The sequence below is a fragment of the Kitasatospora sp. NPDC048722 genome (assembly GCF_040650235.1).
Lineage (GTDB): Bacteria > Actinomycetota > Actinomycetes > Streptomycetales > Streptomycetaceae > Kitasatospora.
Map to the genome: position 1 here is coordinate 53,309 of NZ_JBEZGX010000018.1, position 20,544 is coordinate 73,852.

At 74.3% G+C, this 20,544-nt stretch carries 14 protein-coding genes; 4 read left to right on the plus strand and 10 right to left on the minus strand.

Annotated elements, in window-relative coordinates:
- Positions 1-80 precede the first annotated feature (80 nt).
- Positions 81-2,162 (minus strand): glycogen debranching N-terminal domain-containing protein, encoded by a 2,082-nt coding sequence (locus AB0C76_RS15790; RefSeq protein WP_359964941.1) that lies wholly within the window; start codon positions 2,160-2,162, stop codon positions 81-83.
- Positions 2,163-2,813: 651 nt separating this feature from the next.
- Between AB0C76_RS15790 and AB0C76_RS15795 the strand changes: the two genes are divergently transcribed.
- Complete coding sequence (locus tag AB0C76_RS15795) at positions 2,814-4,127, plus strand: alpha/beta fold hydrolase (RefSeq protein ID WP_359964828.1); 1,314 nt, start codon at positions 2,814-2,816, stop codon at positions 4,125-4,127.
- A gap of 42 nt (positions 4,128-4,169) precedes the next feature.
- Here AB0C76_RS15795 and AB0C76_RS15800 read toward each other — a convergent pair whose 3' ends face one another.
- On the minus strand, positions 4,170-5,858 hold the full coding sequence (locus AB0C76_RS15800) for a DUF4192 domain-containing protein (protein ID WP_359964830.1): 1,689 nt from the start codon (positions 5,856-5,858) through the stop codon (positions 4,170-4,172).
- A 229-nt stretch (positions 5,859-6,087) separates the two neighbouring features.
- On the opposite strand from AB0C76_RS15800, the gene AB0C76_RS15805 reads away from it, so the two are divergent.
- Both AB0C76_RS15805 and AB0C76_RS15810 read left to right on the plus strand, forming a co-directional pair.
- Positions 6,088-8,286, plus strand: coding sequence for a RecQ family ATP-dependent DNA helicase (locus AB0C76_RS15805; RefSeq protein ID WP_359964943.1), 2,199 nt, complete (start codon positions 6,088-6,090; stop codon positions 8,284-8,286).
- Between the two features lie 405 nt (positions 8,287-8,691).
- Positions 8,692-9,363, plus strand: coding sequence for a hypothetical protein (locus AB0C76_RS15810; protein WP_359964832.1), 672 nt, complete (start codon positions 8,692-8,694; stop codon positions 9,361-9,363).
- Between the two features lie 195 nt (positions 9,364-9,558).
- Here AB0C76_RS15810 and AB0C76_RS15815 read toward each other — a convergent pair whose 3' ends face one another.
- From AB0C76_RS15815 to AB0C76_RS15825, 3 genes are all read right to left on the minus strand, one after another.
- On the minus strand, positions 9,559-10,014 hold the full coding sequence (locus AB0C76_RS15815) for a hypothetical protein (protein WP_359964834.1): 456 nt from the start codon (positions 10,012-10,014) through the stop codon (positions 9,559-9,561).
- A gap of 329 nt (positions 10,015-10,343) precedes the next feature.
- Entirely contained in the window at positions 10,344-11,042 is a 699-nt protein-coding gene (locus AB0C76_RS15820) for a ribonuclease HII (RefSeq protein WP_359964836.1), read from the minus strand.
- A 139-nt stretch (positions 11,043-11,181) separates the two neighbouring features.
- Positions 11,182-11,886 carry a TetR-like C-terminal domain-containing protein gene (locus AB0C76_RS15825; protein ID WP_359964838.1) on the minus strand — a complete coding sequence of 235 codons (705 nt, stop codon included), beginning with the start codon at positions 11,884-11,886 and terminating at the stop codon, positions 11,182-11,184.
- A 181-nt stretch (positions 11,887-12,067) separates the two neighbouring features.
- Here AB0C76_RS15825 and AB0C76_RS15830 point away from each other — a divergent pair, with 181 nt between their 5' ends.
- Positions 12,068-13,615 (plus strand): MFS transporter, encoded by a 1,548-nt coding sequence (locus AB0C76_RS15830; protein ID WP_359964945.1) that lies wholly within the window; start codon positions 12,068-12,070, stop codon positions 13,613-13,615.
- A gap of 113 nt (positions 13,616-13,728) precedes the next feature.
- Here the strand turns inward: AB0C76_RS15830 and AB0C76_RS15835 are convergent, their stop codons facing one another.
- From AB0C76_RS15835 to AB0C76_RS15855, 5 genes are all read right to left on the minus strand, one after another.
- Complete coding sequence (locus tag AB0C76_RS15835; RefSeq protein WP_359964840.1) at positions 13,729-15,306, minus strand: DUF4173 domain-containing protein; 1,578 nt, start codon at positions 15,304-15,306, stop codon at positions 13,729-13,731.
- A 221-nt stretch (positions 15,307-15,527) separates the two neighbouring features.
- Positions 15,528-16,442, minus strand: a complete 915-nt coding sequence (locus AB0C76_RS15840; RefSeq protein ID WP_359964842.1) for a carbohydrate ABC transporter permease — start codon at positions 16,440-16,442, stop codon at positions 15,528-15,530.
- Positions 16,439-17,461, minus strand: a complete 1,023-nt coding sequence (locus tag AB0C76_RS15845; protein ID WP_359964844.1) for a sugar ABC transporter permease — start codon at positions 17,459-17,461, stop codon at positions 16,439-16,441. Before AB0C76_RS15845 ends, AB0C76_RS15840 begins: the two co-directional genes overlap by 4 nt.
- 156 nt (positions 17,462-17,617) lie before the next feature.
- The gene (locus tag AB0C76_RS15850; RefSeq protein ID WP_359964846.1) at positions 17,618-19,003 is read right to left on the minus strand and encodes an ABC transporter substrate-binding protein; all 1,386 of its coding nucleotides are present in this window, start codon (positions 19,001-19,003) and stop codon (positions 17,618-17,620) included.
- Positions 19,004-19,298: 295 nt separating this feature from the next.
- Positions 19,299-20,513, minus strand: a complete 1,215-nt coding sequence (locus AB0C76_RS15855; protein WP_359964848.1) for a cytochrome P450 — start codon at positions 20,511-20,513, stop codon at positions 19,299-19,301.
- Positions 20,514-20,544: the final 31 nt, after the last annotated feature.

Below are 20,544 nucleotides of genomic sequence, written 5' to 3' on the forward strand. Positions count from 1 at the left end.
ATCATAGTCGTCTCTCTGACGATAAGCACAGGCCCGTGTACAACCCGTGCCCATGGCCCGAAGGGCGGGCCCGGGCAGGGTCAGCGCGCCACGAGCTGGAGGTCAGCGGGCGCCTCCTCGACCATGGCCACGCCGATGCGGCTCACCCGGACGGAGAAGCGCTCCCCGGACACCCGCAGGTTGGTCAGCTCCAGCTCGCCGAGCGGGGCCGTGCTCGCCGGGCGGACCTTGACCCGGCCGCCGGGGACGTCCGGGCGGACCCCGGCGAGGGCGAAGACCGCGTGGGCGGCCCCGGCGGCCGAGACCGCCGCCGGACGGCACGCGGCCGGGTGCGGGACGGGCGGGCAGCCGGGGATCCGCTGCTCGCCGGCGTACATCTCGGGCACGCGGCCCTCGAAGTGGGTGGCCGCAGCGAGCAGGCCCTCCAGCAGGGTGCCGGCCTCGTTCTCGTGGCCGGCCTCGGCGAGCCCGGCGATCGCGAGGGCGGTCTCGTGCACCCGCACGGCACCACCCCGGTGGCCCAGCGGGTTGAAGCGCGGTGACTTGGCGCTCAGGGTGCGCAGGCCCCAGCCGCTGTCCAGCTCCGGCGCAACGAGTCGCTGGGCGAGCAGCCGCGTCTGCTCGCGGTCCAACAGGCTCTCGTGGCGGCCGCCGTCGACCGCGAGGCCGGTGTCGAGCAGGTGGACGAGGGAGGAGGCGACGGCCGGGAGCGGCTGCCCGCCCGGGGCCAGGCCCGCGGCGGGGCGCCCGCCGGAGAGGTCGTCGATCCAGAACCGCTCGCGGAAGCGCCCGCGCAGCCCGGCGGCCCAGCCGCGCCACTCCTCGGCGCCGGGGCGGCCGAAGGCCTCCAGGAGCTCGGCTCCGTGCAGGGCGGCGCGGTGCGCCTGCGCCTGTACCTCGGCGCGGGCGGCCACCGGGTGGGCGGCGCGGTCCTCGGCCGGACGGCTCAGGTCGGTGACGAAGCCGTCGACCAGACCGTCGCGGAGGGCGCCGAGGGCCCGTTCGGCGGCCGGGAGCAGGTCCGCGACCTCGGCCCTCGGCAGGCCCCAGCGCCAGGCTTCGGCCAGCACCGTGACGAACAACAGGGTGGCCTCGGTCGCGGTGCAGGTGGGCGGGAGCTCGGGGCCGCCGTGTCGCAGGGCGCCGGGCAGCAGCCCCGCGGTGCGGCCGGGCGCCGGGGTGAGCTGCTGGCGCCGGGCCAGCGCCCGCAGGGTGCCGGCGGCGAGCCGGGTGCCGAGCGGGAGGGTCAGCCGGGCGGCCCACAGCGCGTCGGCCGGGGCGAGGCCGAAGCGCCAGGGCGCACCGGAGGCCGGGTAGAGGTCGGTCGGTCGGTCCGGGTCGGCGAAGAGCAGGCCGCCGAGGGCGTCGAGGGAGCGGGTGACCAGCGGCGCCGCCCGGCCGTCGTCGGCGCGGACCTCCGGTTCGGACCAGGGCAGCGGGACGCCCGTGCCACGACCGCCCGGCGGACGCGCGCCGGGCACGGTGCTCTCCAGCTCGGCACGGAGCTCGACCGACCAGCGGGCGCCCGGCTGCACCTCCAGGTCCCAGCGGAGCACCCCGGCACCGGCGAGGACGGCGTGCGGGGACGGCTTCGCGGACACCACCGCGCTGTGCGCGGGGCCGGCCCAGCGCAGGCCTGCGGACTGCACCTGGCCCGGCAGGTCCGGCGGACGGTGCCCGGCGGCGATCTCGCCGACCGGGCCGAGGTCGGTGCCGAGCGCGATCTCCAGCGGGAGCCGGGCGGGCCGGGCTCCCGTGTTGCGCACGATCACCGTCTCCACGCCGTCCGCGTGGCGCAGCCGTTCCACGGTGAGCGCCGGGTCCGGATCGAGGTCGCCGGGGAGCCGGACGGCACCGAGGAACCGGGCCTCGGCGGCGCTCGTCTGGGTGCCCTGGAGGGGCAACGGCTCCATGCCGCCGAGGCGCAGCTCCATCCGCGCGACGACCCGGACGCCGTTGCGGTAGAGGCCGTGCAGCCCGTGCCCGCGCAGCTGGCCGTCCGGCCCGGAGGCGGCCATCCCGGGGGCCTTGACGCAGAGCACCGCGTGGTGGACGGCGGCGGGCTGCGGCCGGGGCGGGCCGGCCGGGACCTGGTCGGGTCGGCCGACCGGTCGCGGCGCGCCGACCACGCTCTCGGCCGGCGCGGCCTGGAGCGGCCTCATGGCGGTCACCGGACTCTCCTCCCCTCGGCGGTCCGGTGGCCGGGTCAGGCCGGCGGGCCGCGAGCATGCTCGATCGCGTGCTGATGGTGCCGGGCCGGCGGGGTGTCCCGTCGGCGGTTCTGCCGTGTCTGGCCGTACCCGGTGCCGGGTCGTGCCATGCGGTGCGCGGTACCGGGCCGGTACCCGCGCGCCGGGTCGTCGCGCCGGGCACGTCGGTGTGCCCGGCCCGCCGTCAGGCCTCGCGCACCGGCGGGCCGGTGTCGCCACATCCCCGCGGCCCGTCGCCCCGTTCGGCCGCTCGCGCACTGCGGCCGGTCGCGGTGCCGTGTGCGGCCCGCTCGCGGTCCGGCGCTCGGGGCGCCGGCACGGCGCGGATCCCGCGGCGGTGTGGGCACAGGGCCCCCGGAGTCAACGCCGCACACCGGCCCCAGGTCACGCCCGGACGGCATGTGGTGCCGTCACCGCGGGCCCAGCAGCGGACCGCGTGTCCCCGGCGGCGGCCGGTCCCGGGCGCGCCCCGGGGGAGGAGCACGACCGTCGAACCGGTGCCCGACGGCGGCCAGGATACGGTGCGGGTGTCGCGGCGCCCGCACCCGGTGACACCGTGAACGGCGACGTGACCGCTGTGACCTGCAGAGACCGAGGAGTTGTATGTCCACCGCCAGCCGGCTGCCCGGGATTGTCACGACCGATCACGTCTTCCAGCTCCCGCTGGACCACGCCGCCCCCGAGGGCGAGCGGATCTCGGTGTACGCGCGCGAGGTGGTGGCCGCCGGCCGCGAGCGGGACGACCTGCCGTGGCTGCTCTTCCTCCAGGGCGGCCCGGGTGGCAAGGCGGCCCGCCCGCTCGGCCGGGACGCGTGGCTGGAGCGGGCCCTGGACGACTACCGGGTGCTCCTGCTCGACCAGCGCGGCACCGGGCGTTCGACGCCCGCGACCCGCCGGACCCTCGCCCGGCGCGGCGGCGCCCGGGAGCAGGCGGACTACCTGGCGCACTTCCGCGCGGACTCGATCGTGCGCGACGCCGAGCTGATCCGCCGCCACCTGCTCGGCGCGGACCGGCGCTGGAGCGTGCTCGGCCAGAGCTTCGGCGGCTTCTGCACCCTCACCTACCTCTCGATCGCCCCCGAGGGCCTGACGGAGGCCTTCATCACCGGCGGCCTCGCCGGCATGCGGAGCTCGGCGGACGACGTCTACCGGGCCGCCTACCCGCGGGTGGTCCGCAAGAACGAAGGGCACTACGAGCGGTTCCCGCAGGACGTCGAAGCGGTGCGGCGGATCGCCGCGCACCTCGCCGCCGCCCCGGCGGCGCTGCCCGACGGCGGCCTGCTCACCGTCGAGGCCTTCCAGTCCCTCGGGATGATGCTGGGCGGCGGCAGCGGCTCCGGCTCCCTGCACTACCTGCTGGAGGAGGCCTGGGTGGAGGGCCCGGACGGGCCCGAGCTCTCCGACACCTTCCTGTACGGCGTCCAGGCCAGGATCTCCTTCGCCGAGGGTCCGCTGTACGCCGTGCTGCACGAGTCGATCTACGGCCAGCGGTCGGTGGACCCGGGCGGAACCGCGTGGTCGGCCGAGCGGCTCCGCAAGGAGTTCCCCGGGTTCGACGCCCGGTCCGCGCTGGACACGGAGGCCCCCGTGCTGTTCACCGGGGAGATGATCTACCCCTGGATGTTCGACACCGACCCGGCGCTGCGGCCGCTGAAGGAGGCCGCGGAGCTGCTGGCCGCCCGGACCGACTGGCCCGACCTCTACGACCCGCAGCGGCTCGCCGCCAACGAGGTGCCCGTCGTGGCGGCCGTGTACCACGACGACATGTACGTGGACACCGCCGACTCGCTGGAGACCGCCCGCGCGGTGCGCGGCCTGCGGACCTGGATCACCAACGAGTGGGAGCACGACGGCCTGCGGGTGAGCGGCGGCAAGGTACTGGACCACCTGATCAAGATGGCGCACGGCGAGCTGTAGCCCGGCCCGGCCCGGGGAGCCCGGAGCGGGCGGACGTGGACGTCAGCGCGCACGACGGGCTCCCCTGGTCGACCTCCCGGTGCAGCGGTGCGCCCCGTTCCCGAGCGGTACCGCCGTCCCGGCGCACGCCCGGCCGCGGCCCAGCCGCAAGCTCGCGTCGGAGCGCTCCCCCGGGCGGCGGCCCGGCTCCGCGAGCAGGGCGACCGGCTCGGGGCCGTCCGCCTCCGGCAGGGCCTGGGCAGGCCCACCGGGAACACCGCCCGCCGTCCCCGGACCTGCGGCCGCGCCCGACCGACGACCGCCCCGACGCCTGCGCCTGGCCTTCCCCCGCCCGGGTGCCCCATCCCGGGATCCGTCCGGCGTCTCGCCCGGCGTCTCGTCCGGCGCCCCACCCGGCTCGGCGGCCGGGCCGTCGCTCTCCTCGTCGGCCGGCTCCGGCACCTTCCTCTCCTCCTTCGCCCCGTTCTCGTCGTTCGCCTCCTTCGCCCGCTTCGCCTCCCGGCGGAGCCGCTGGCCCTCGACGGCCGCGAGCAGCGCCTCCGGGGTCATGCCGTCGTTGAGCGACTCGTGCAGCAGATCGGCCAGCAGGTAGGACGGGTCGAGGTCGAGGGCGCGGCCGAGCACGACCCGGGCCGTCGCGGTGTCCCCCGCGACCCAGGACGCCCAGGCCAACAGGGTCAGCGGGGCGACCGCGCAGCTCTCGTGCGGCGGCACGGCCCGCCGGGCGAGGAAGCGCCAGAGCCGCTCGGCGGGCGCCAGCTCGGCGGGCCGGACGTACTCGGCGCCGCGGTCCCGGGTGTGCCGGTCCCGCAGGGCGAGCAGCAGCCGTGCCGTCCGGTCCTCGTCGAGCTCGCGGGCACCGGCCGCGAACTCGGCGAAGGCCTGGTCGAGCAGGGCGATCCCCGGCGCCGACGGATCGGCCGTCCCGACCCGTGCGAGGGCCGCCCGCTGGGCGTCTGCGCCCGGCGGGCCGATCGGGGCCAGCCCCGCGATGATCGCCTTCCGGCTGCCGCGCGGGGCGAGGCCCGCGAACGTCGCCGCGGCGGCGGCCGGCCCCGGGGCGGGGGCGTGTCGGATCGGGTTCCCCGCCGGGTCGCAGCAACCCTCCCGGCGGCAGAGGAAGGACCACCATCGGCCGTCCGAGACGCACAGCGACTCCTTGACCGGCACGCCCCGGCGGGCGAACGCGGCCCGGAGGCCGTCCGCCAGCGGCCGCAGGCCGTCCACCACCGACGGCCCGTGCCCAGGGACGGGATCCTGGCAGAGGTAGAGGAGCACCTGGACCGGGCGGCTGCCGCGCTGTTCCGAGACGTCGACCAGGAGGGCGGCTGTCTCCTCCGCCGCGGCCGGCCACTGCGCGCGGGACGCGGGGACGTCCGCCCGGAGCACCCCGCCCTGGTGGAGGTCGGGACCGTGCAGGCCGACGGCGACGATGCTGTCGTCGGGGAAGAAGCCCAGGAGGTAGGGCAGCAACTCGGCCATGTCGGCCGGGCCGCGCATCGTCACCGGCCGGTGGCCCGAAGCGGGGCCCAGGGAGAGCGTCACGTTGTCCCCGTTCACCCTGTCGTCGCCCTTCGTCGCGGCGTCGCTGTTCATGGTGTTGCCGTTGTTGACGGCGTTGTCGCTGTTCATGGTGTTGCCGTTGTTCATGGCGTTGTCGTTGTTCATGGCGTGGCCCTCGCTCGTCCCGTCGCCGTCGTTCCTGGCGCTGTCGTTGTTCGTGGCGTTCATGACGGGAAGAGTGCCGCGCCCCGAAATCCCCGGCTGACTTTTGTTTTTTCCTGTGGACAACTCCGGGCGGAAATTCCGCCTCCCTCGTTCGGAGCACGCCATCGTCACCCTCCCGAGCGATATTTGACTGCCGTTCAGCCGAAGATCGGATGACATACACTCCTGCTCCACCTTTCTCACCCGCCCCGGCATTCGCCCGTTGTCGGCGCCTCGGGGTTACATGGACGCCATGCAGCCGCACGAGATCCACACCACCGCCACCGCCACCGACCGCGCCGAGGTCAGGGCGCGGGCCGAGGCCGTCCTGCGCGAGCTGGCCGGCCCCGGCGCCGCCCTGCGCGACGACCAGTGGACGGCCATCGAGGCCCTGGTGGTCGACCACCGCCGGGCCCTGGTCGTGCAGCGCACCGGCTGGGGCAAGTCCGCCGTCTACTTCATCGCCACCGCCCTGCTGCGCGCCCGGGGCGCCGGGCCCACGGTGATCGTCTCGCCGCTGCTCGCCCTGATGCGCAACCAGGTCGACTCCGCGGCCCGGGCCGGCATCCACGCGCGCACCATCAACTCGGCCAACACCGAGGAGTGGGACGCGATCCAGGCCGAGGTCGCGGCCGGGCAGGTGGACGTCCTGCTGGTCAGCCCGGAGCGGCTGAACAACCCCGACTTCCGCGACCAGGTGCTCCCCAAGCTCGCCGCCTCCACCGGCCTGCTCGTGGTCGACGAGGCGCACTGCATCTCCGACTGGGGCCACGACTTCCGTCCCGACTACCGCCGGCTGCGCACCATGCTCGCCGACCTCCCGCCCCGGGTCCCGGTACTGGCCACCACCGCCACGGCCAACGCCCGGGTCACCGCCGACGTCGCCGAGCAGCTCGGCACCGGCACCGCCGACGAGCACGCCCTGGTGCTGCGCGGCCCGCTCGACCGGGAGAGCCTCACCCTCGGCGTGCTGGCCCTGCCCGACCCTGCGCACCGGCTCGCCTGGCTGGCCGACCACCTCGACCGCCTGCCGGGCTCGGGCATCGTCTACACCCTGACGGTGGCCGCCGCCGAGGAGGTCACCGCCTTCCTGCGCGAGCGCGGCTTCGCCGTGGCCTCCTACTCCGGCCGCACCGAGGACGCCGAACGCCGCACCGCCGAGGCCGACCTGCTGGCCAACCGGGTCAAGGCGCTGGTCGCCACCTCCGCGCTCGGCATGGGCTTCGACAAGCCCGACCTCGGCTTCGTGGTGCACCTGGGCTCGCCCAGCTCCCCGATCGCCTACTACCAGCAGGTCGGCCGGGCCGGGCGCGGCGTCGACCGGGCCGAGGTGCTGCTCCTGCCCGGTCGCGAGGACGAGGCGATCTGGCGCTACTTCGCCTCGCTGGCCTTCCCGCCGGAGGAGCAGGTGCGCCGCACGATCGACGCCCTCGCCGAGGCCGGCCGCCCGCTGTCCACGGCCGCTCTGGAGCCCCGGGTGGACCTGCGCCGCACCCGGCTGGAGACCATGCTCAAGGTGCTCGACGTGGACGGGGCCGTCCGCCGGGTCAAGGGCGGCTGGACGGCCACCGGGCAGAGCTGGGAGTACGACACCGCCCGCTACGCCAAGGTCGCGGCCTCCCGCGAGGCCGAGCAGCGCGCGATGCGCGAGTACGCGGCGGCCACCGGCTGCCGGATGGAGTTCCTGCGGCGGCAGCTGGACGACGAGAAGGCCGCGCCGTGCGGGCGGTGCGACAACTGCGCCGGGCCGCTGCACACCCCGGAGGTGTCGGACGCCACGCTGGAGGCCGCCCGCGCCGCGCTCGGCCGCCCCGGGGTCGGCTTCGAGCCGCGCCGGCTGTGGCCCACCGGTATGGAAGCCGTCGGCGTGTCGCTCAAGGGGCGCATCCCGGCCGGGGAGCAGGCCGAGCCGGGCCGGGCGCTCGGCCGGCTGTCCGACATCGGCTGGGGCACCCGGCTGCGCGGCCTGCTCGCCGAGCAGGCGCCGGACGTGCCCGTCCCCGGTGAGGCGGTGGACGCCCTCGTGACGGTGCTCGCCGACTGGGCGCGCGGGCCGGGCGGCTGGGCCGGGCCCGCCTCGGGGGACGGCACCCGGCTGGAGCGGCCGGCCGGGGTGGTGACCATGGCCTCCTCGACCCGCCCCCAGCTGGTCGGCACGCTCGGCGCGCGGATCGCCGAGATCGGGCGGCTGCCGCTGCTCGGGCGGATCGAGTACGCCGACGGGCGACCCCCGCACGGCGCCCGCAGCAACAGCGCGCAGCGGCTGCGCTCGGTGGCCGAAGCGCTGGTCCTGCCGCCCGAGTTGGCACAGGCGGTGGCCGCCGCGGGCGGTCCGGTGCTGCTGGTGGACGACCTCGTCGACTCGGGCTGGACGGTCACCGTCGCCGCGCGCCTGCTGCGCCGCGCCGGGGCGAGCGCGGTGCTGCCCCTGGTGCTGGCCGTGCAGGCCTGATCCGCGCGGCCCGGGCGGCGGGCCGCGCACCCGGGCCGCACACCCGGACGGAGGTGAGCCGTCCGTTCGGACCGACTCACTCGAATGGCCTAAAGGAGGGAGAGATCACATCGACGGGGCTCCCGCGCAGGGCCGATGACGGGAGAGGGGCGATGACATTGCGGAACCCGGTTCGCGGGCCGTTCACCCTGGCCCTCGCCGGGCTGCGGAGATGCCTGAGTACCGCTTGCGCCACGGTGGAATATATCCGGCAGAACGTGGACTTTCGGGCGGCGTTCATCATTTCATCGTTGCCGCTCCGCCCCCGATGCCACGAGAATTGTCGGGTACCCGAAACCCGGTCCGGTGGACCCTGCCTTCGGCGTACGCAGGTACCCGCGTGCCCGTGGGTCGGGAAGGAGGATCGTGATCAACGGTATCGGCCGAGGTCAGTCTCCCCTCGCCCGGAGTTCGGCACCCAGACGGCTGCTGGACCTGGAGACCTGGACCGCCTCGGGGATCCCGTTGCTGCGCGATCCGCGCGACTTCGTCCTGGAGCTGCACCAGCGCCACCTGCCCCAGCCGGGCACGGTCGTGGTCGCCGTCCTCGACGCGGTGCACCACCTGAGCGCCTCGGCCTCGTTCACTCCCTGGCCGCACGACACGGACGGCTGGCAGCACCGAAACGCCCTGCTCGCGTACCTGCGCCAGATCACTCCGCACGACCTGCGCCAGCCCGTGCCGACCCGCACCGCGGTGCTTCTGCGCTGCCGCGAGGGCGCCCCGGGCTGGACCGAGCAGGACGGGGCCTGGATGTGGGCGCTGCGGGACGCGGCCGTCCTGCACGGACTGCGCTGCGGCTCCTATATCGGGCTGACCCCGGCCGGCTGGCAGATCCTCGGGGACGGGCGACAGGGCCGCAATCCGCACGCGGGTTCGTGGGCGGACGGACCGGTCCACACCGTGACGGAGCTGCCCCCGCGCACGGCCCTGGACACCCCGGGCGCCCGACGCGCGCTGCGCCAGGCGTCCGAGCGGCCCTGGACGCCCGCCAGGGTCTCCGCGGTCCAACCGGCCCGCCGCACCGGGACCCGCTGAGCCCCCGGTTCTCCACGAACTCCACGGGCTACGGGCTCCACGGGCTCCACGAGCGCCACGGGCTTCCGAGCAGCCGCCGTGGGCTCCAGAGCCCCGCCGCCCCACGGCCTCCCGGGCCGGCCACGGACGGCGGCAGGGTACGACGGCCCGCGGGCCCGGCACCGTACGGCACCGGGCCCGGGAGGGACCGTCGGCTCAGGCGCTGACCGGACGACCGGGCACCGCTCCGGCGGCACCCGCGGCGGCCGGGCCCGCGTCGCCGCAGACCACGAGCAGCACGGACGCGTGGCCGAGCGCCGCGGCGTACGCCTCCGCGGCCCGGGCGGCCGGTCCGCCGTTGGCGACCAGGACGACCACCTCGCGGCGGGCCGGGCGGGTGAGCAGGGCGTCCGCGTAGAACACGTCCCCGCCCTCGGAGAGTTGCGCCCAGTAGCGCTCCTTGCCGAAGGAGAGTTCGTGCTGCTGCCACGGGTGCGCCTCGCCGACCGTCAGCACCAGGATCTCGCCCGGGCTGCGCCCGGCGTCGAGCAGCTGGTCGACCGCCTCGTCGGCGCGCTCCAGCGCCTCGGCCGCAGTGGCCGCGACCCGCCGGACCTCGATCTGCGGTGCGGTCGGGGCCGGACGGCGCGGTGCCGGACCGGGCTTGGGCACCGGGCGGGGCTGCGGACCGGGCCGGCCGGCGCCCGGCGGTGCCGGACGCGGCGGTGCCGGGCGCGGGCCGGGCACCGGGGCGGGCGCGGCGACGGTGGTGGGTGCGGTGGCGGGCGCGCTGCCGGTGGCAGGCGCGCGGAGGGCTTGTGCGTCCGACTCTCGGGGGAAGGGAACGCCGGGGCCCGGGAGGCTCTCGTGAATCTCCGGCTCCTCGGGGAAGACAGGCATACCCGGATATCTATCAAATGCCGGTCGAACGCGCACGGGCGCCCCACCCATTGAGCACCAAGCCGTTGCCGGACCCACCCGGGGCAATTCCAGACGGAACGTCAGAAACCGAGCGTCAACTGTTCGTCGGCGGAGCCTTCGGCCGCCTCCAGACCCGGTCGGATCCGCTTCAGGTGGCGCCACTTCGGCAGTGCGTCCAAGTACGCCCAGGAGAGCCGGTGGTGTTCGGTAGGCCCGAGCTCCTCCAGCGCGGCGCGGTGCACCGGGGACGGGTAGCCGGCGTTGTCGGCGAAGCCGTACGCGGAGTGCTGCTCGCCGAGTTCGGCCATCATCCCGTCCCGGTGCACCTTCGCGAGGACGGAGGCGGCGGAGACGCAGATGCAGGACTGGTCACCCTTGATCACCGTGCGCACCCGCCAGGGGCCGCCGAGGTAGTCGTGCTTGCCGTCGAGGATCACCGCGTCGGGCTCGACCGGCAGTGCCTCCAGGGCGCGGACGGCGGCCAGGCGCAGGGCGGCGGTCATGCCGAGCTCGTCGCACTCCTGCGGCGAGGCGTGGCCGAGCGCGTACGCGGTGACCCAGTCGGCGAGGACCGGTGCGAGCGCGCGGCGGCGCAGCTCGGTGAGCAGCTTGGAGTCGGTGAGCCCCTCCGGCGGCCGGCGCAGTCCGGTCACGGCCGCGCCGACGGTGACCGGTCCGGCCCAGGCGCCGCGCCCGACCTCGTCCAGTCCGACGACGACCTTGGCGCCGGCCCGGCGGAGCGAGCGCTCGACGGAGTGCGTCGGCGGGACGATGGGCATCACAGGCTCCGTTCGGCTGGGCGGCCCGTTCAGCTGGGGCAGTTCCAGCCTAAGCCCGTCGCCGAGGTGCCCCGCGCCACGCCGGAGGGGGGACCGCGAGGCCACTTCGGTCACCGACGGGGCACCGGCCCGCCGCGCCTCAGGCCCTGATCATCGGCATCAGCACGTCGTCGACCAGGCGGACGGCGTAGTCGGGCGGGATGTGCTCGCGCCCGCAGATCTTGACCTGGTAGAGCAGCATCGCCGGGGCGACGTCCGCGACCATCGGCGCGACGGCCCCGGGGCGGACCTCGCCGCGCTCCGCGCCGCGGCGGAGGATGTCGAGGATCGTCCCGGTGGTCGGCGCGACGACCCGCTGCACGATGAAGTCCTTGAACAGCTGTGCCTGTTCGTGGTCGAGCTCCCCCATCAGCGCCTGCAGGGCGCTGCCCTCGCGCGAGTTCATCGCACCCGCGAACACCTCGATGAGCTGCAGGAGTTCGCCGCGGGTGGACCCGAGGTCGGGGACGCCGTTCGGCCGTGGGAGAGTGGAGTCCAGGGCGTCCACGACGAGTTCGACCTTGGAGGCCCAGCGCCGGTAGAGCGCGGCCTTGCCGGTCCGCGCCGCAGCGGCGACGCCCTCCATCGTCAGCCGCGCGAACCCGCCGGAGGTGAGCTGGTCGAGCGTGGCCGCGAAGATCGCGTTCTCCAGTTCCTTCCCGCGGCGGCGCACCGGCCGGGTGAGGACCTCGGTGGCCACCCGCACCCGGCACAGGGCCGGCGGGCCGGACGCCGACCGCGCCGGCGGCACCGCCGCTCCCTCCGGGGCCGGGCCGACCGACCGGTCCGTCACCTGGCGTCGCACCGAATGATCCATTGCCACCACCCTTAAGGAACGCTTGCGTTCACAAACCGGCCCAGGATATCGTCCAGATTAGTGAACGATCCCGTTCCTTCCTAGCCTGCAGCACAGCGCAGGTTCTCCACCGGACCCACGGTCCGAAGCACATCACGCACATAGCCAGCCAGGGGGCACTTTCGTGGCTATTTCCGACACTCTCAGCAAGAACTCACCGCCGCGCGGCGGCCCGAGCCGGGGCAAGGGCATCACCCTGGCGGTCATCGCGGCGACGCAGCTCATGGTGGTGCTCGACGCGACCATCGTGAACATCGCGCTGCCGGGCATCAAGGACGCGCTCAACTTCTCGACCACCGACCTGTCGTGGGTCATCAACGCCTACACGCTGACCTTCGGCGGGCTGCTCCTGCTCGGCGGTCGCGCGGGTGACATCCTCGGCCGCCGCCGGGTGTTCATCTTCGGCACCCTGCTGTTCGGCCTCGCCTCGCTGCTGGGCGGGTTCGCCCAGGACAGCACCCTGCTGCTGGCCGCCCGCGCGCTCCAGGGCATCGGCGGCGCGATCTGTTCACCGACGGCGTTCGCGCTGATCGCCACCAACTTCGAGGAAGGGCCGGAACGCAACAAGGCGTTCGGCGTGTTCTCGGCGGTGGCGGGTTCGGGCGCCGCGATCGGCCTGCTGGCCGGCGGTCTGCTCACCGAGTACCTGGACTGGCGCTGGGTCTTCTTCGTCAACGTGCCGATCGCGGCGCTGATCGCGATCGCCGCGCCGCGCTACATCGCCGAGTCCGAGCGCACCGACGGCCGCTTCGACCTGCCCGGCGCGTTCACCTCGACGCTGGGCCTGGTCGGCCTCGTCTACGGGTTCATCCGCGCGGCCAACCCGGACTACGGATGGACGGACGGGCTCACGATCGGCTCCTTCGCGGCCGGCGTGATCCTGCTCGCCGCCTTCGTCGTGATCGAGCGGCGGACCGCCCAGCCGATCACCCCGCTGCACCTGTTCGCCAACCGCAACCGCACCGGCGGCCTGGTGATGATGCTCTGCCTGGCAGCGGCCATGTTCGGCATCTTCTTCTACGTCGTGCTCTTCGTGCAGGGCCCGCTCGGCTACAGCCCGCTGAAGGCCGGCGTGTCGTTCCTGCCGATCAGCGTGGCGATCATCATCGCCGCGCAGGTCGCGTCCACCCTCCAGGCCAAGTACGGCCCGAAGCCGTTCATGGCCGGCGGCGCGCTGCTGGTCACCATCGGCCTGACCTGGCTGACCCAGATGGACAAGGACAGCGGCTACATCGACGGGGTGCTCGGCCCCACGGTGATATTCGGCTTCGGCATGGGCCTGATCTTCGTCCCGGTCATGCTGCTCGCCGTCGCCGGCGTCCCCGGCGAGGAGAGCGGCGCCGCGTCCGGCCTGCTCAACTCGATGCAGCAGATCGGCGGTTCGCTCGGCCTGTCGATCCTGACCACGGTCTTCGCCCACTACGCCACGGCCGAGGCCAAGCTGCAACTGCCGACGTTCATGCAGACGGCCACGCCGGAGCAACTGGGCTACCTCAAGGAGCACCAGGACTTCCCGCCGGGCACCGACGCGGCCAACTCCGTCCTGATCCAGGGCACTTCGCACGGCTTCATCGTGGGTGCCGCACTCGCGGCGGTCGCGCTGCTGGTCGCGGTCTTCGCGATCAAGGCCAAGGCGAGCGACCTGCCGTCGGAGACCTCCGGCGTCGCGATGCACTGAGCCACCGGGGCCGGACCCGAAACCGACGGGCCGGCCGGGAGCACCACGCTCCCGGCCGGCCCGTCCGCCGTTCCGCGGGCCCTTCTGACGCCCGGGTCACAAGGGCCCGCGGGTCAGAAGTACGCGTCGATCTTCAGCCCCGCCTGCTCGCACGCACTCCGCCCGCCGCGGCCGTCGTCCGCCAGGGGCCGCGCGGCGAGGATCTCCCGGGCCCGGGCGGAGGAGAGGCTGGCGGCGTACCAGGGCTCGGCCCGGTTCTCCAGGTCGGTGCGGATCAGCTGCAGTGCGCACGTCCGCTTGGCGCCGGGCAGCCGGTCGAGGGCGGGGACGGCGTCCGGCGAGAGGTCGCGGACGTTGCGCAGGTCGATCCGGCCGGTCCGCTCGTAGCGGGCGACGTTCTGCTCGGCGACGATCGCGTCCGGCCCCATCAGCCCGTAGACCACGGCGGCGAGCGCACCGCTGAGCACGACGGCACGCGGCAGCCAGCCCGCGGAACGGGTGAAGCCGGCGGCGATGAGCAGGGCGAAGACGCCACCCAGCCAGATCTCCACCACCAGCACCCAGAGCCGGAGCCGGGTGAGGCCCGAAGCGTCGACGTAGAACCACATCCGCCCGAGCGCCGACGCGACGACGGTCAGGGCGAGCACGCAGAGCAGACCGAGCAGGATCCGCGCCAGGCGGCGGTCTGCGGGGGTGCTGCGCGGGGCCCAGCGCTTGGCGACGGCGACGACCACGAGCGTGAGCACCGTGATGACGGACAGCTGCCAGAAGCCCTGCCGCGCGTAGTCGGAGCGGCTCATCCCGGTGTTGCGCAGAACGGCGTCGCCGCCGCCGAGCACCACCACGGCCTGGATGACCGCGAAGACTCCGAACAGGAGGTCGAGCGCGACGAGCGGCAGCGCCCACTCCAGCCGCCCGCGGGCCCGGCCGGACCGGACCACCGTGCGGTCCCACCGGCGCGGGCCGGCGGCGATGTGCGCGAAGCCGAGCGCGGTGAGCAGTCCGACCGCGAACAGCACGGCGCGCACCGGGAGCCGGTCGAGGTCGATGCTGGGGCTGAGGCTGTCCAGGACGTCCGCCATGGCGGCGTCGGCCCCGGCGAACAGCCAGCCGAAGACGACGAGGAGCGCGGCCGCGACCGCGAGCGCCTTGAGCACCGGGACGATCCGGCCCCGGCCGCGCAGCCGGTGCCCGGCCAGGCCGTCGGCGACCCAGAGCACACCCGGCCCCGCCTGCCAGAGGATGCCCGGCAGGGCGAGCAGCACGCCCGGCCAGCGGCGGCCGCCGTGCAACGCGAGCGAGGCCAGCGCCAGCGCGCCGACCACGGCGATCACCACCGGCCAGCCCGCCTCCCACAGGGCCGGGACGGCGAGCAGGGCCAGCGCGAGCGCGCTCCAGGCGACCGTCCAGGGCCGGACCCGGCGGCCCGCCCCACGGGCGGCCAGCCCGGCGCCGACCGCCGCGGCGACCCCGCAGACCGTCAGCCCGACGCCGATGCCGTCGCCCAGCAGCCAGGCCGTCAGGAGGCCGGTGAGCAGTGCCGCGACGAGCACCCGCGGCGTGGCGGCGGCCTTGCCGTCGGGGTCGCTGGGCCGCAGCCACGAGAACGTCTTCGGGGCGGCCCGGCCCGCCCCCCAGGCGGGCCCGGCGGGCGGCGGATCGGCCGGGGCGGGGCTGGACAGCGCGGACATGAGTCCCCCTCAGTGGTCGGTGGACAGGCGGGAACCGCCCTCGGGGCAGCCCGTCGGCAGGCGCGCTCGGCGCTGCGACTACAGCCGACTGTAGAGCATTCTGAACAAGTTCAAAAGTTGCATCTGAACGCGTTCAGTTCACCCTGGTCTTCCCCGCCCGCCCCGGCGCCCCTAACCCGCCCCGGCCCCCTAACCCGCCCAGGCCGCCCGGGCGCCCCCGGCTACCCCTTCACCGACCCCGCCAGCAGCCCGCGGACGAAGTACCGCTGGAGGCTGAAGAAGACGATCAGCGGAACGACGATCGACAGGAACGCCCCCGCCGTCAGCAGCTCCCAGCGCCCGCCGAAAGAGCCGGACAACTGCGCCAGCCGCACGGTCATCGGCGCCACCTCCGGTGTGCCGCCCGCGAACGTCAGCGCCACCAGCAGGTCGTTCCAGACCCACAGGAACTGGAAGATCGCGAACGAGGCCAGCGCCGGCGTGCACAGCGGCAGCACGATCGACCGGAAGATCTTGAAGTGCGAGGCGCCGTCCACCACCGCCGCCTCCATCAGGTCCCGCGGCAGCTGCGCGATGAAGTTGTGCAGCAGGAACACCGCCAGCGGCATCGCGAACATGGTGTGCGCCAGCCAGACCGGCGCGTAGCTGCCCTTCAGGTCCACCGCCGGGACCAGCGTCAGCGAGCCCAGGTGCGCGCCGCCCGAGAACAGCCGCAGCAGCGGGATCAGCGCCATCTGGATCGGCACCACCTGGAGCGCGAACACCACGAAGAACACCACGTCGCTGCCCCGGAACCGCACCCACGCCAGCCCGTACGCCGCCATGGCCGCCAGCACCAGCGGGAAGACCGTCGCCGGGATGCTGATCGCCAGCGAGTTGACCAGGAACGGCATCAGGCCGGTCGAGACGCCGGAGCCGCCCTCGAACAGCACGGTGTGGTAGTTGCCGACGCCGAGGTCCGGGTGCAGGAGGGCGTTCCACCAGCCGTCCGCCGCGACGTCCTGCTTGGGCCGCAGCGATGTCACCAGCAGGCCCAGCGTGGGAATCGTCCACAGCACCGTCACCGCGATGACGAACACCGAGGCGAGCGGACTGCTGAACGCCTTGCGCACCGGGCCTCGGGAGCCGCTGTTCATCGCACCCCACGCTCCTTCCGCAGCTGGACGATGTTGTAGGCCACCAGCGGCAGCACCGCGAGGAAGAGGATCACCGCGAGCGCGCTGCCCCGGCCGGTGTCGAACTGCACGAAGGACTGCGAGTACATCTCGTTCGCGAGCACCTGGGTGCCGAAGTTGCCGCCCGTCATGGTGCGGACGATGTCGAAGGCCTTCAGCGTGGTGATCATGACGGTGGTCAGCACGACCACCACCGTCGTGCGGATCATCGGCACGGTGACGTACCAGAACAGCCGCAGCCCGCCGGCGCCGTCGAGCCGAGCCGCCTCGGTGATCTCGTCCGGGATCGCCTTGATCGCCGCCGACAGCACCACCATCGCGAAACCCGTCTGCACCCAGACCATGACCACCATCAGCAGGAAGGTGTTCAGCGGCTGGTCGAGCATCCAGTTCGGCGGGTCGTGCCAGCCCAGCGCGACGGCCAGCTGGCTGAGCAGGCCGATCTGCGACTGGCCGGGGCCGCGCGACTCGTAGACGAACTTGAAGATGATCGACGCGCCGACCAGCGAGATCGCCATCGGCATGAAGATCAGCGACTTGTAGACCGCCTGACCGCGCATCCGGTCCACCAGCAGTGCCAGCACCAGGCCGAGGCCGGTCGCCGCCAGCGGCGCGACCACCAGCCACAGCGCGGTGTTGACCAGCACGTGCCGCACGGAGTCGGTGGTGAACGCCCAGCCGAAGTTCTCGCCGCCGACGAAGCGGGAGCTGTCGTCGTTGTAGAAGCTCAGGTAGACCGTGCGCAGCAACGGCGCGACCAGGCCGACCAGGAGCAGCAGCGCGGCCGGGCCGAGGAAGACCGCGACGGCCAGCGGCCGGCCCAGGCGGCCCCGGGCCCGGCCCGCGGCGAGGAAGACGAGCAGCAGGATCCCGAGGAAGCCCGCGACCGCGCCGAAGGTGTTGGCGAACTTGATCGCCGCGTCGCCCCACGCGCCGCCGGCGAGCGCGGCGGGCGGGGTCGGGGTGCCGGGTACGGACATGACTGTGCGTCCCTCCTGGTGCCGGTGGGAAGGGGGCGGGCGGTGCGGGTGGGTGGCCCCGCACCGCCCTCGACAGGCGGTCCCGTGACGGCGCCGGGCGTGGGGCCCCGGAGCGGCGCCCGCCGTCGCGGCGCCGCGAGGCGTGCCCGGCCGCGACTACTGCGGCCAGGCGGCGTCGATGTCGCCCGCGACCTTCTGGATCGTCTGGCCCTCGGCGAACCAGGAGGTCAGCGACTTCCACTCCTGCCCGGAGCCGATCGCGGCCGGCATCATGTCGGAGGCGTCGAAGCGGAAGGTCGCACCCGGGTCGGTCAGCGCGTCCGCCGACAGCCGGTCGACCGGGTCGGTGTACAGGCTCTTGTCGACGCCCTGGTTGGCCGAGACCCAGCCGGTGGCCGTCTTCACCCGGCTGCTCGCCCAGTCCGAGCTGGACAGGTAGTTCTGCACCGCCTGCGCCTCGGGCCGGTTCGAGAAGGCGGTCAGGAACTCGCCGCCGCCCTCGACCGGGCTGGGGACGACCGGGTTCACCGCGGGCAGGTGGAAGGCGAAGACGTCGCCGTCCGGAGCGATCTTCGTGTCCTTGGGCCACTGCGCCTTGTAGAAGGACGCCTGCTGCAGCATGAAGCACTTGCCGCTCAGGATCGGCGTGCCCGCGTCCTGGAAGGTCGTCGTGGCGATCGACTTCACGTCGCCGAAGCCGCCGTTGACCCAGGCCGGGTTCTGCATCCAGCCGGCGACCGTCCTCATGGCGGTGGTGATCTTCTCGTCGGAGAACTTCACCTGGTGGCCCACCCACTGGTCGTACACGTCACCGCCGTACGTGCCCAGGACCACCTCCTCAAGCCAGTCGGTGGCCGGCCAGCCGGTGGCCGTACCGGAGGCGATGCCGCCGCACCACGGCTTGCCGCCGCCCGCCTTGGCGATCCTGTCGCTGAGCGCCATCAGGTCGGCCCAGGTCTTCGGCACCTCGTAGCCGGCCGCCTTGAAGGCCTTCGGCGAGTACCAGACCAGCGACTTCATGTTGGCACTCATCGGGGCGGCGTAGAACGTGCCGTTGACCGAGCCGTAGGTCCGCCAGACCGGGCTCCACCTGTCCTGGTTGGTGACCGTCTGGGCGGGCGGCTTCACCACCTTGCCGCTCTTCACCATCTGCGCCAGCAGGCCGGGCTGCGGGATGATCGCGAAGTCCGGGGCGTTCCCGCCGGCCACGCGGACCGGAAGCTGGGACTCGAAGTCGTTCGACCCCTCGTAACTGATCCTGATCCCGGTGCACTTGGAGAACTCCGCCCAGGACTTCTCCAGGTTGTCCGACTCCGGGCTGAGGATCGAGGCGAACATCGTCACCGTGGTGCCCGAATGCCCGGCGTACGGTTGGTACTTGGCACAGTCGCCGGACAGCGACTGGGCCGCTCCCCCGCCGTCGCCCGAACCGCCGGAGCTGTTCGAGCAGGCGGCGGTCAGCGCCAGCGCCGCGAGCAGCGCGGGCGCGGCGACCAGACGGCGGCGGGAACTCGGGGACGGTGCGGTCGGGTTGAGGGTCAATGTGGTTCTCCTCGCCAGGGCGTGCTGCCGGCTGTGGACCGAACGACATTGCGCTGTACCGGAGATGGTCGGCTGATCGGATCGTCGGATGGGGACGTGCGGGCCGATCCGACGACGTTAACCCAGCCGCCGGTCGCCGCCAAGGTCCGCGATCGACCTTCATCGCGCGGTGTCCCGGTCGTGACCCGACCGCGCCCCGACAAACGGCCGCCAGCCTCCCCGGGGGCCCTCACCGCGCCCGGACACGCCGGCGGCCCCGCCCCGACGGGGGCCGGGGCCGCCGGACGGCCGTCCGTCAGAAGAGCCGGACCGGCAGCTCCAGCAGGCTGTTGACCACCAGCGACGGGCTCGGCCGCAGCTCCCCGTCCGGCACCGCGAGCGACAGCCCCGGGAACCGCTCGAACAGCGCCGGCAGCGCGACCCCCGCCTCCAGCCTGGCCAGCGGCGACCCCGGGCAGACGTGCGGGCCGTGGCCGAAGGACAGGTGCCGGGACGCGTCCCGGGTGATGTCGAACACCTCCGCCGTGATGCCGTGCTGCGCAGGGTCCCGGCCGATCGCGTTGTACGAGATCAGCACCGGCTCGCCCGCCGGGATCACCGCGTCGCCGACCGGAATGTCCTCGGCGGCGAAGCGGAACAGGAAGTTGCTGGTCGGCGGCGTCCAGCGGAGCGACTCCTCCACCACCGCGTCCCACGACACCCGCCCCGACCGCACCAGCTCCAGCTGGTCCGGGTGGGCCAGCAGCGCCCGGACGGCGTTGCCGATCAGGTTCACCGTGGTCTCGTGACCCGCCGCGATGATCACCCGCAGGGTCGCCGCGGCCTCCGCGTCGGTCAGCGCGCCGCCCTCGGTGTCCGCCGCCAGCAACACGCTCGCCAGGTCGTCGCCGGGGGCCGAACGGCGCTGCGCCACCAGGTCGTTGACGAAGGCGTTCAGCCCGGCGATGGTCGCCTGGATGCCCGCCGGGTCCGGCTTGATGCCGAAGAACCGCTCGTACAGGTCGCGCAGCACGCCGTGGTCCGACTCCGGCACGCCCAGCAGCGAGCAGATCACCGTCATCGGCAGCGGGAACGCGAACGCCGTCTTCAGGTCCACGTCCGGCCCGCCCGCGGCCAGCGCGTCCAGCAGCCGGTGCGTGATCTCCTCGACGCGCGGGCGCATCAGCTCCACCCGGCGCGGGGTGAACGCCTGCGCCACCAGCGCCCGCAGCCGGCGGTGCTCGGCGCCGTCCGTGGTGACCATGCTCGGACCCGGCACCGCGAGCCCGATCAGCGGCCAGGTCTTCGGGACCTCCCCGCGCTGGAAGGCCGCCCAGTGCGCGGCGTCCTTCACCAGCCGGGAATCGGTCAGCAGGTCACGCGCGGCGGCGTGCCGGGTCACCGCCCAAGCGGCGACCCCGCCGGGCAGCACGACCGGTACCGCCGGACCGGCGGCGCGCAGCAGGGCGCCCTCGGCGGCGTTGTCGCGGGCCAGCGGGTCGAGGACGAACGGGGCCGGGGCCGCGGACATCGGCAACTCTCCTTCGGGACTGCGGGACTGC

Coding starts and splice junctions, on each gene's coding strand:
- AB0C76_RS15855 (WP_359964848.1), bottom strand. CDS start 20,513: ATGTCCGCGGCCCCGGCCCCGTTCGTCCTCGACCCGCTGGCCCGCGAC.
- AB0C76_RS15835 (WP_359964840.1), bottom strand. CDS start 15,306: ATGTCCGCGCTGTCCAGCCCCGCCCCGGCCGATCCGCCGCCCGCCGGG.
- AB0C76_RS15845 (WP_359964844.1), bottom strand. CDS start 17,461: ATGTCCGTACCCGGCACCCCGACCCCGCCCGCCGCGCTCGCCGGCGGC.
- AB0C76_RS15840 (WP_359964842.1), bottom strand. CDS start 16,442: ATGAACAGCGGCTCCCGAGGCCCGGTGCGCAAGGCGTTCAGCAGTCCG.
- AB0C76_RS15795 (WP_359964828.1), top strand. CDS start 2,814: ATGTCCACCGCCAGCCGGCTGCCCGGGATTGTCACGACCGATCACGTC.
- AB0C76_RS15800 (WP_359964830.1), bottom strand. CDS start 5,858: ATGAACGCCACGAACAACGACAGCGCCAGGAACGACGGCGACGGGACG.
- AB0C76_RS15790 (WP_359964941.1), bottom strand. CDS start 2,162: ATGAGGCCGCTCCAGGCCGCGCCGGCCGAGAGCGTGGTCGGCGCGCCG.
- AB0C76_RS15820 (WP_359964836.1), bottom strand. CDS start 11,042: ATGCCCATCGTCCCGCCGACGCACTCCGTCGAGCGCTCGCTCCGCCGG.
- AB0C76_RS15805 (WP_359964943.1), top strand. CDS start 6,088: ATGCAGCCGCACGAGATCCACACCACCGCCACCGCCACCGACCGCGCC.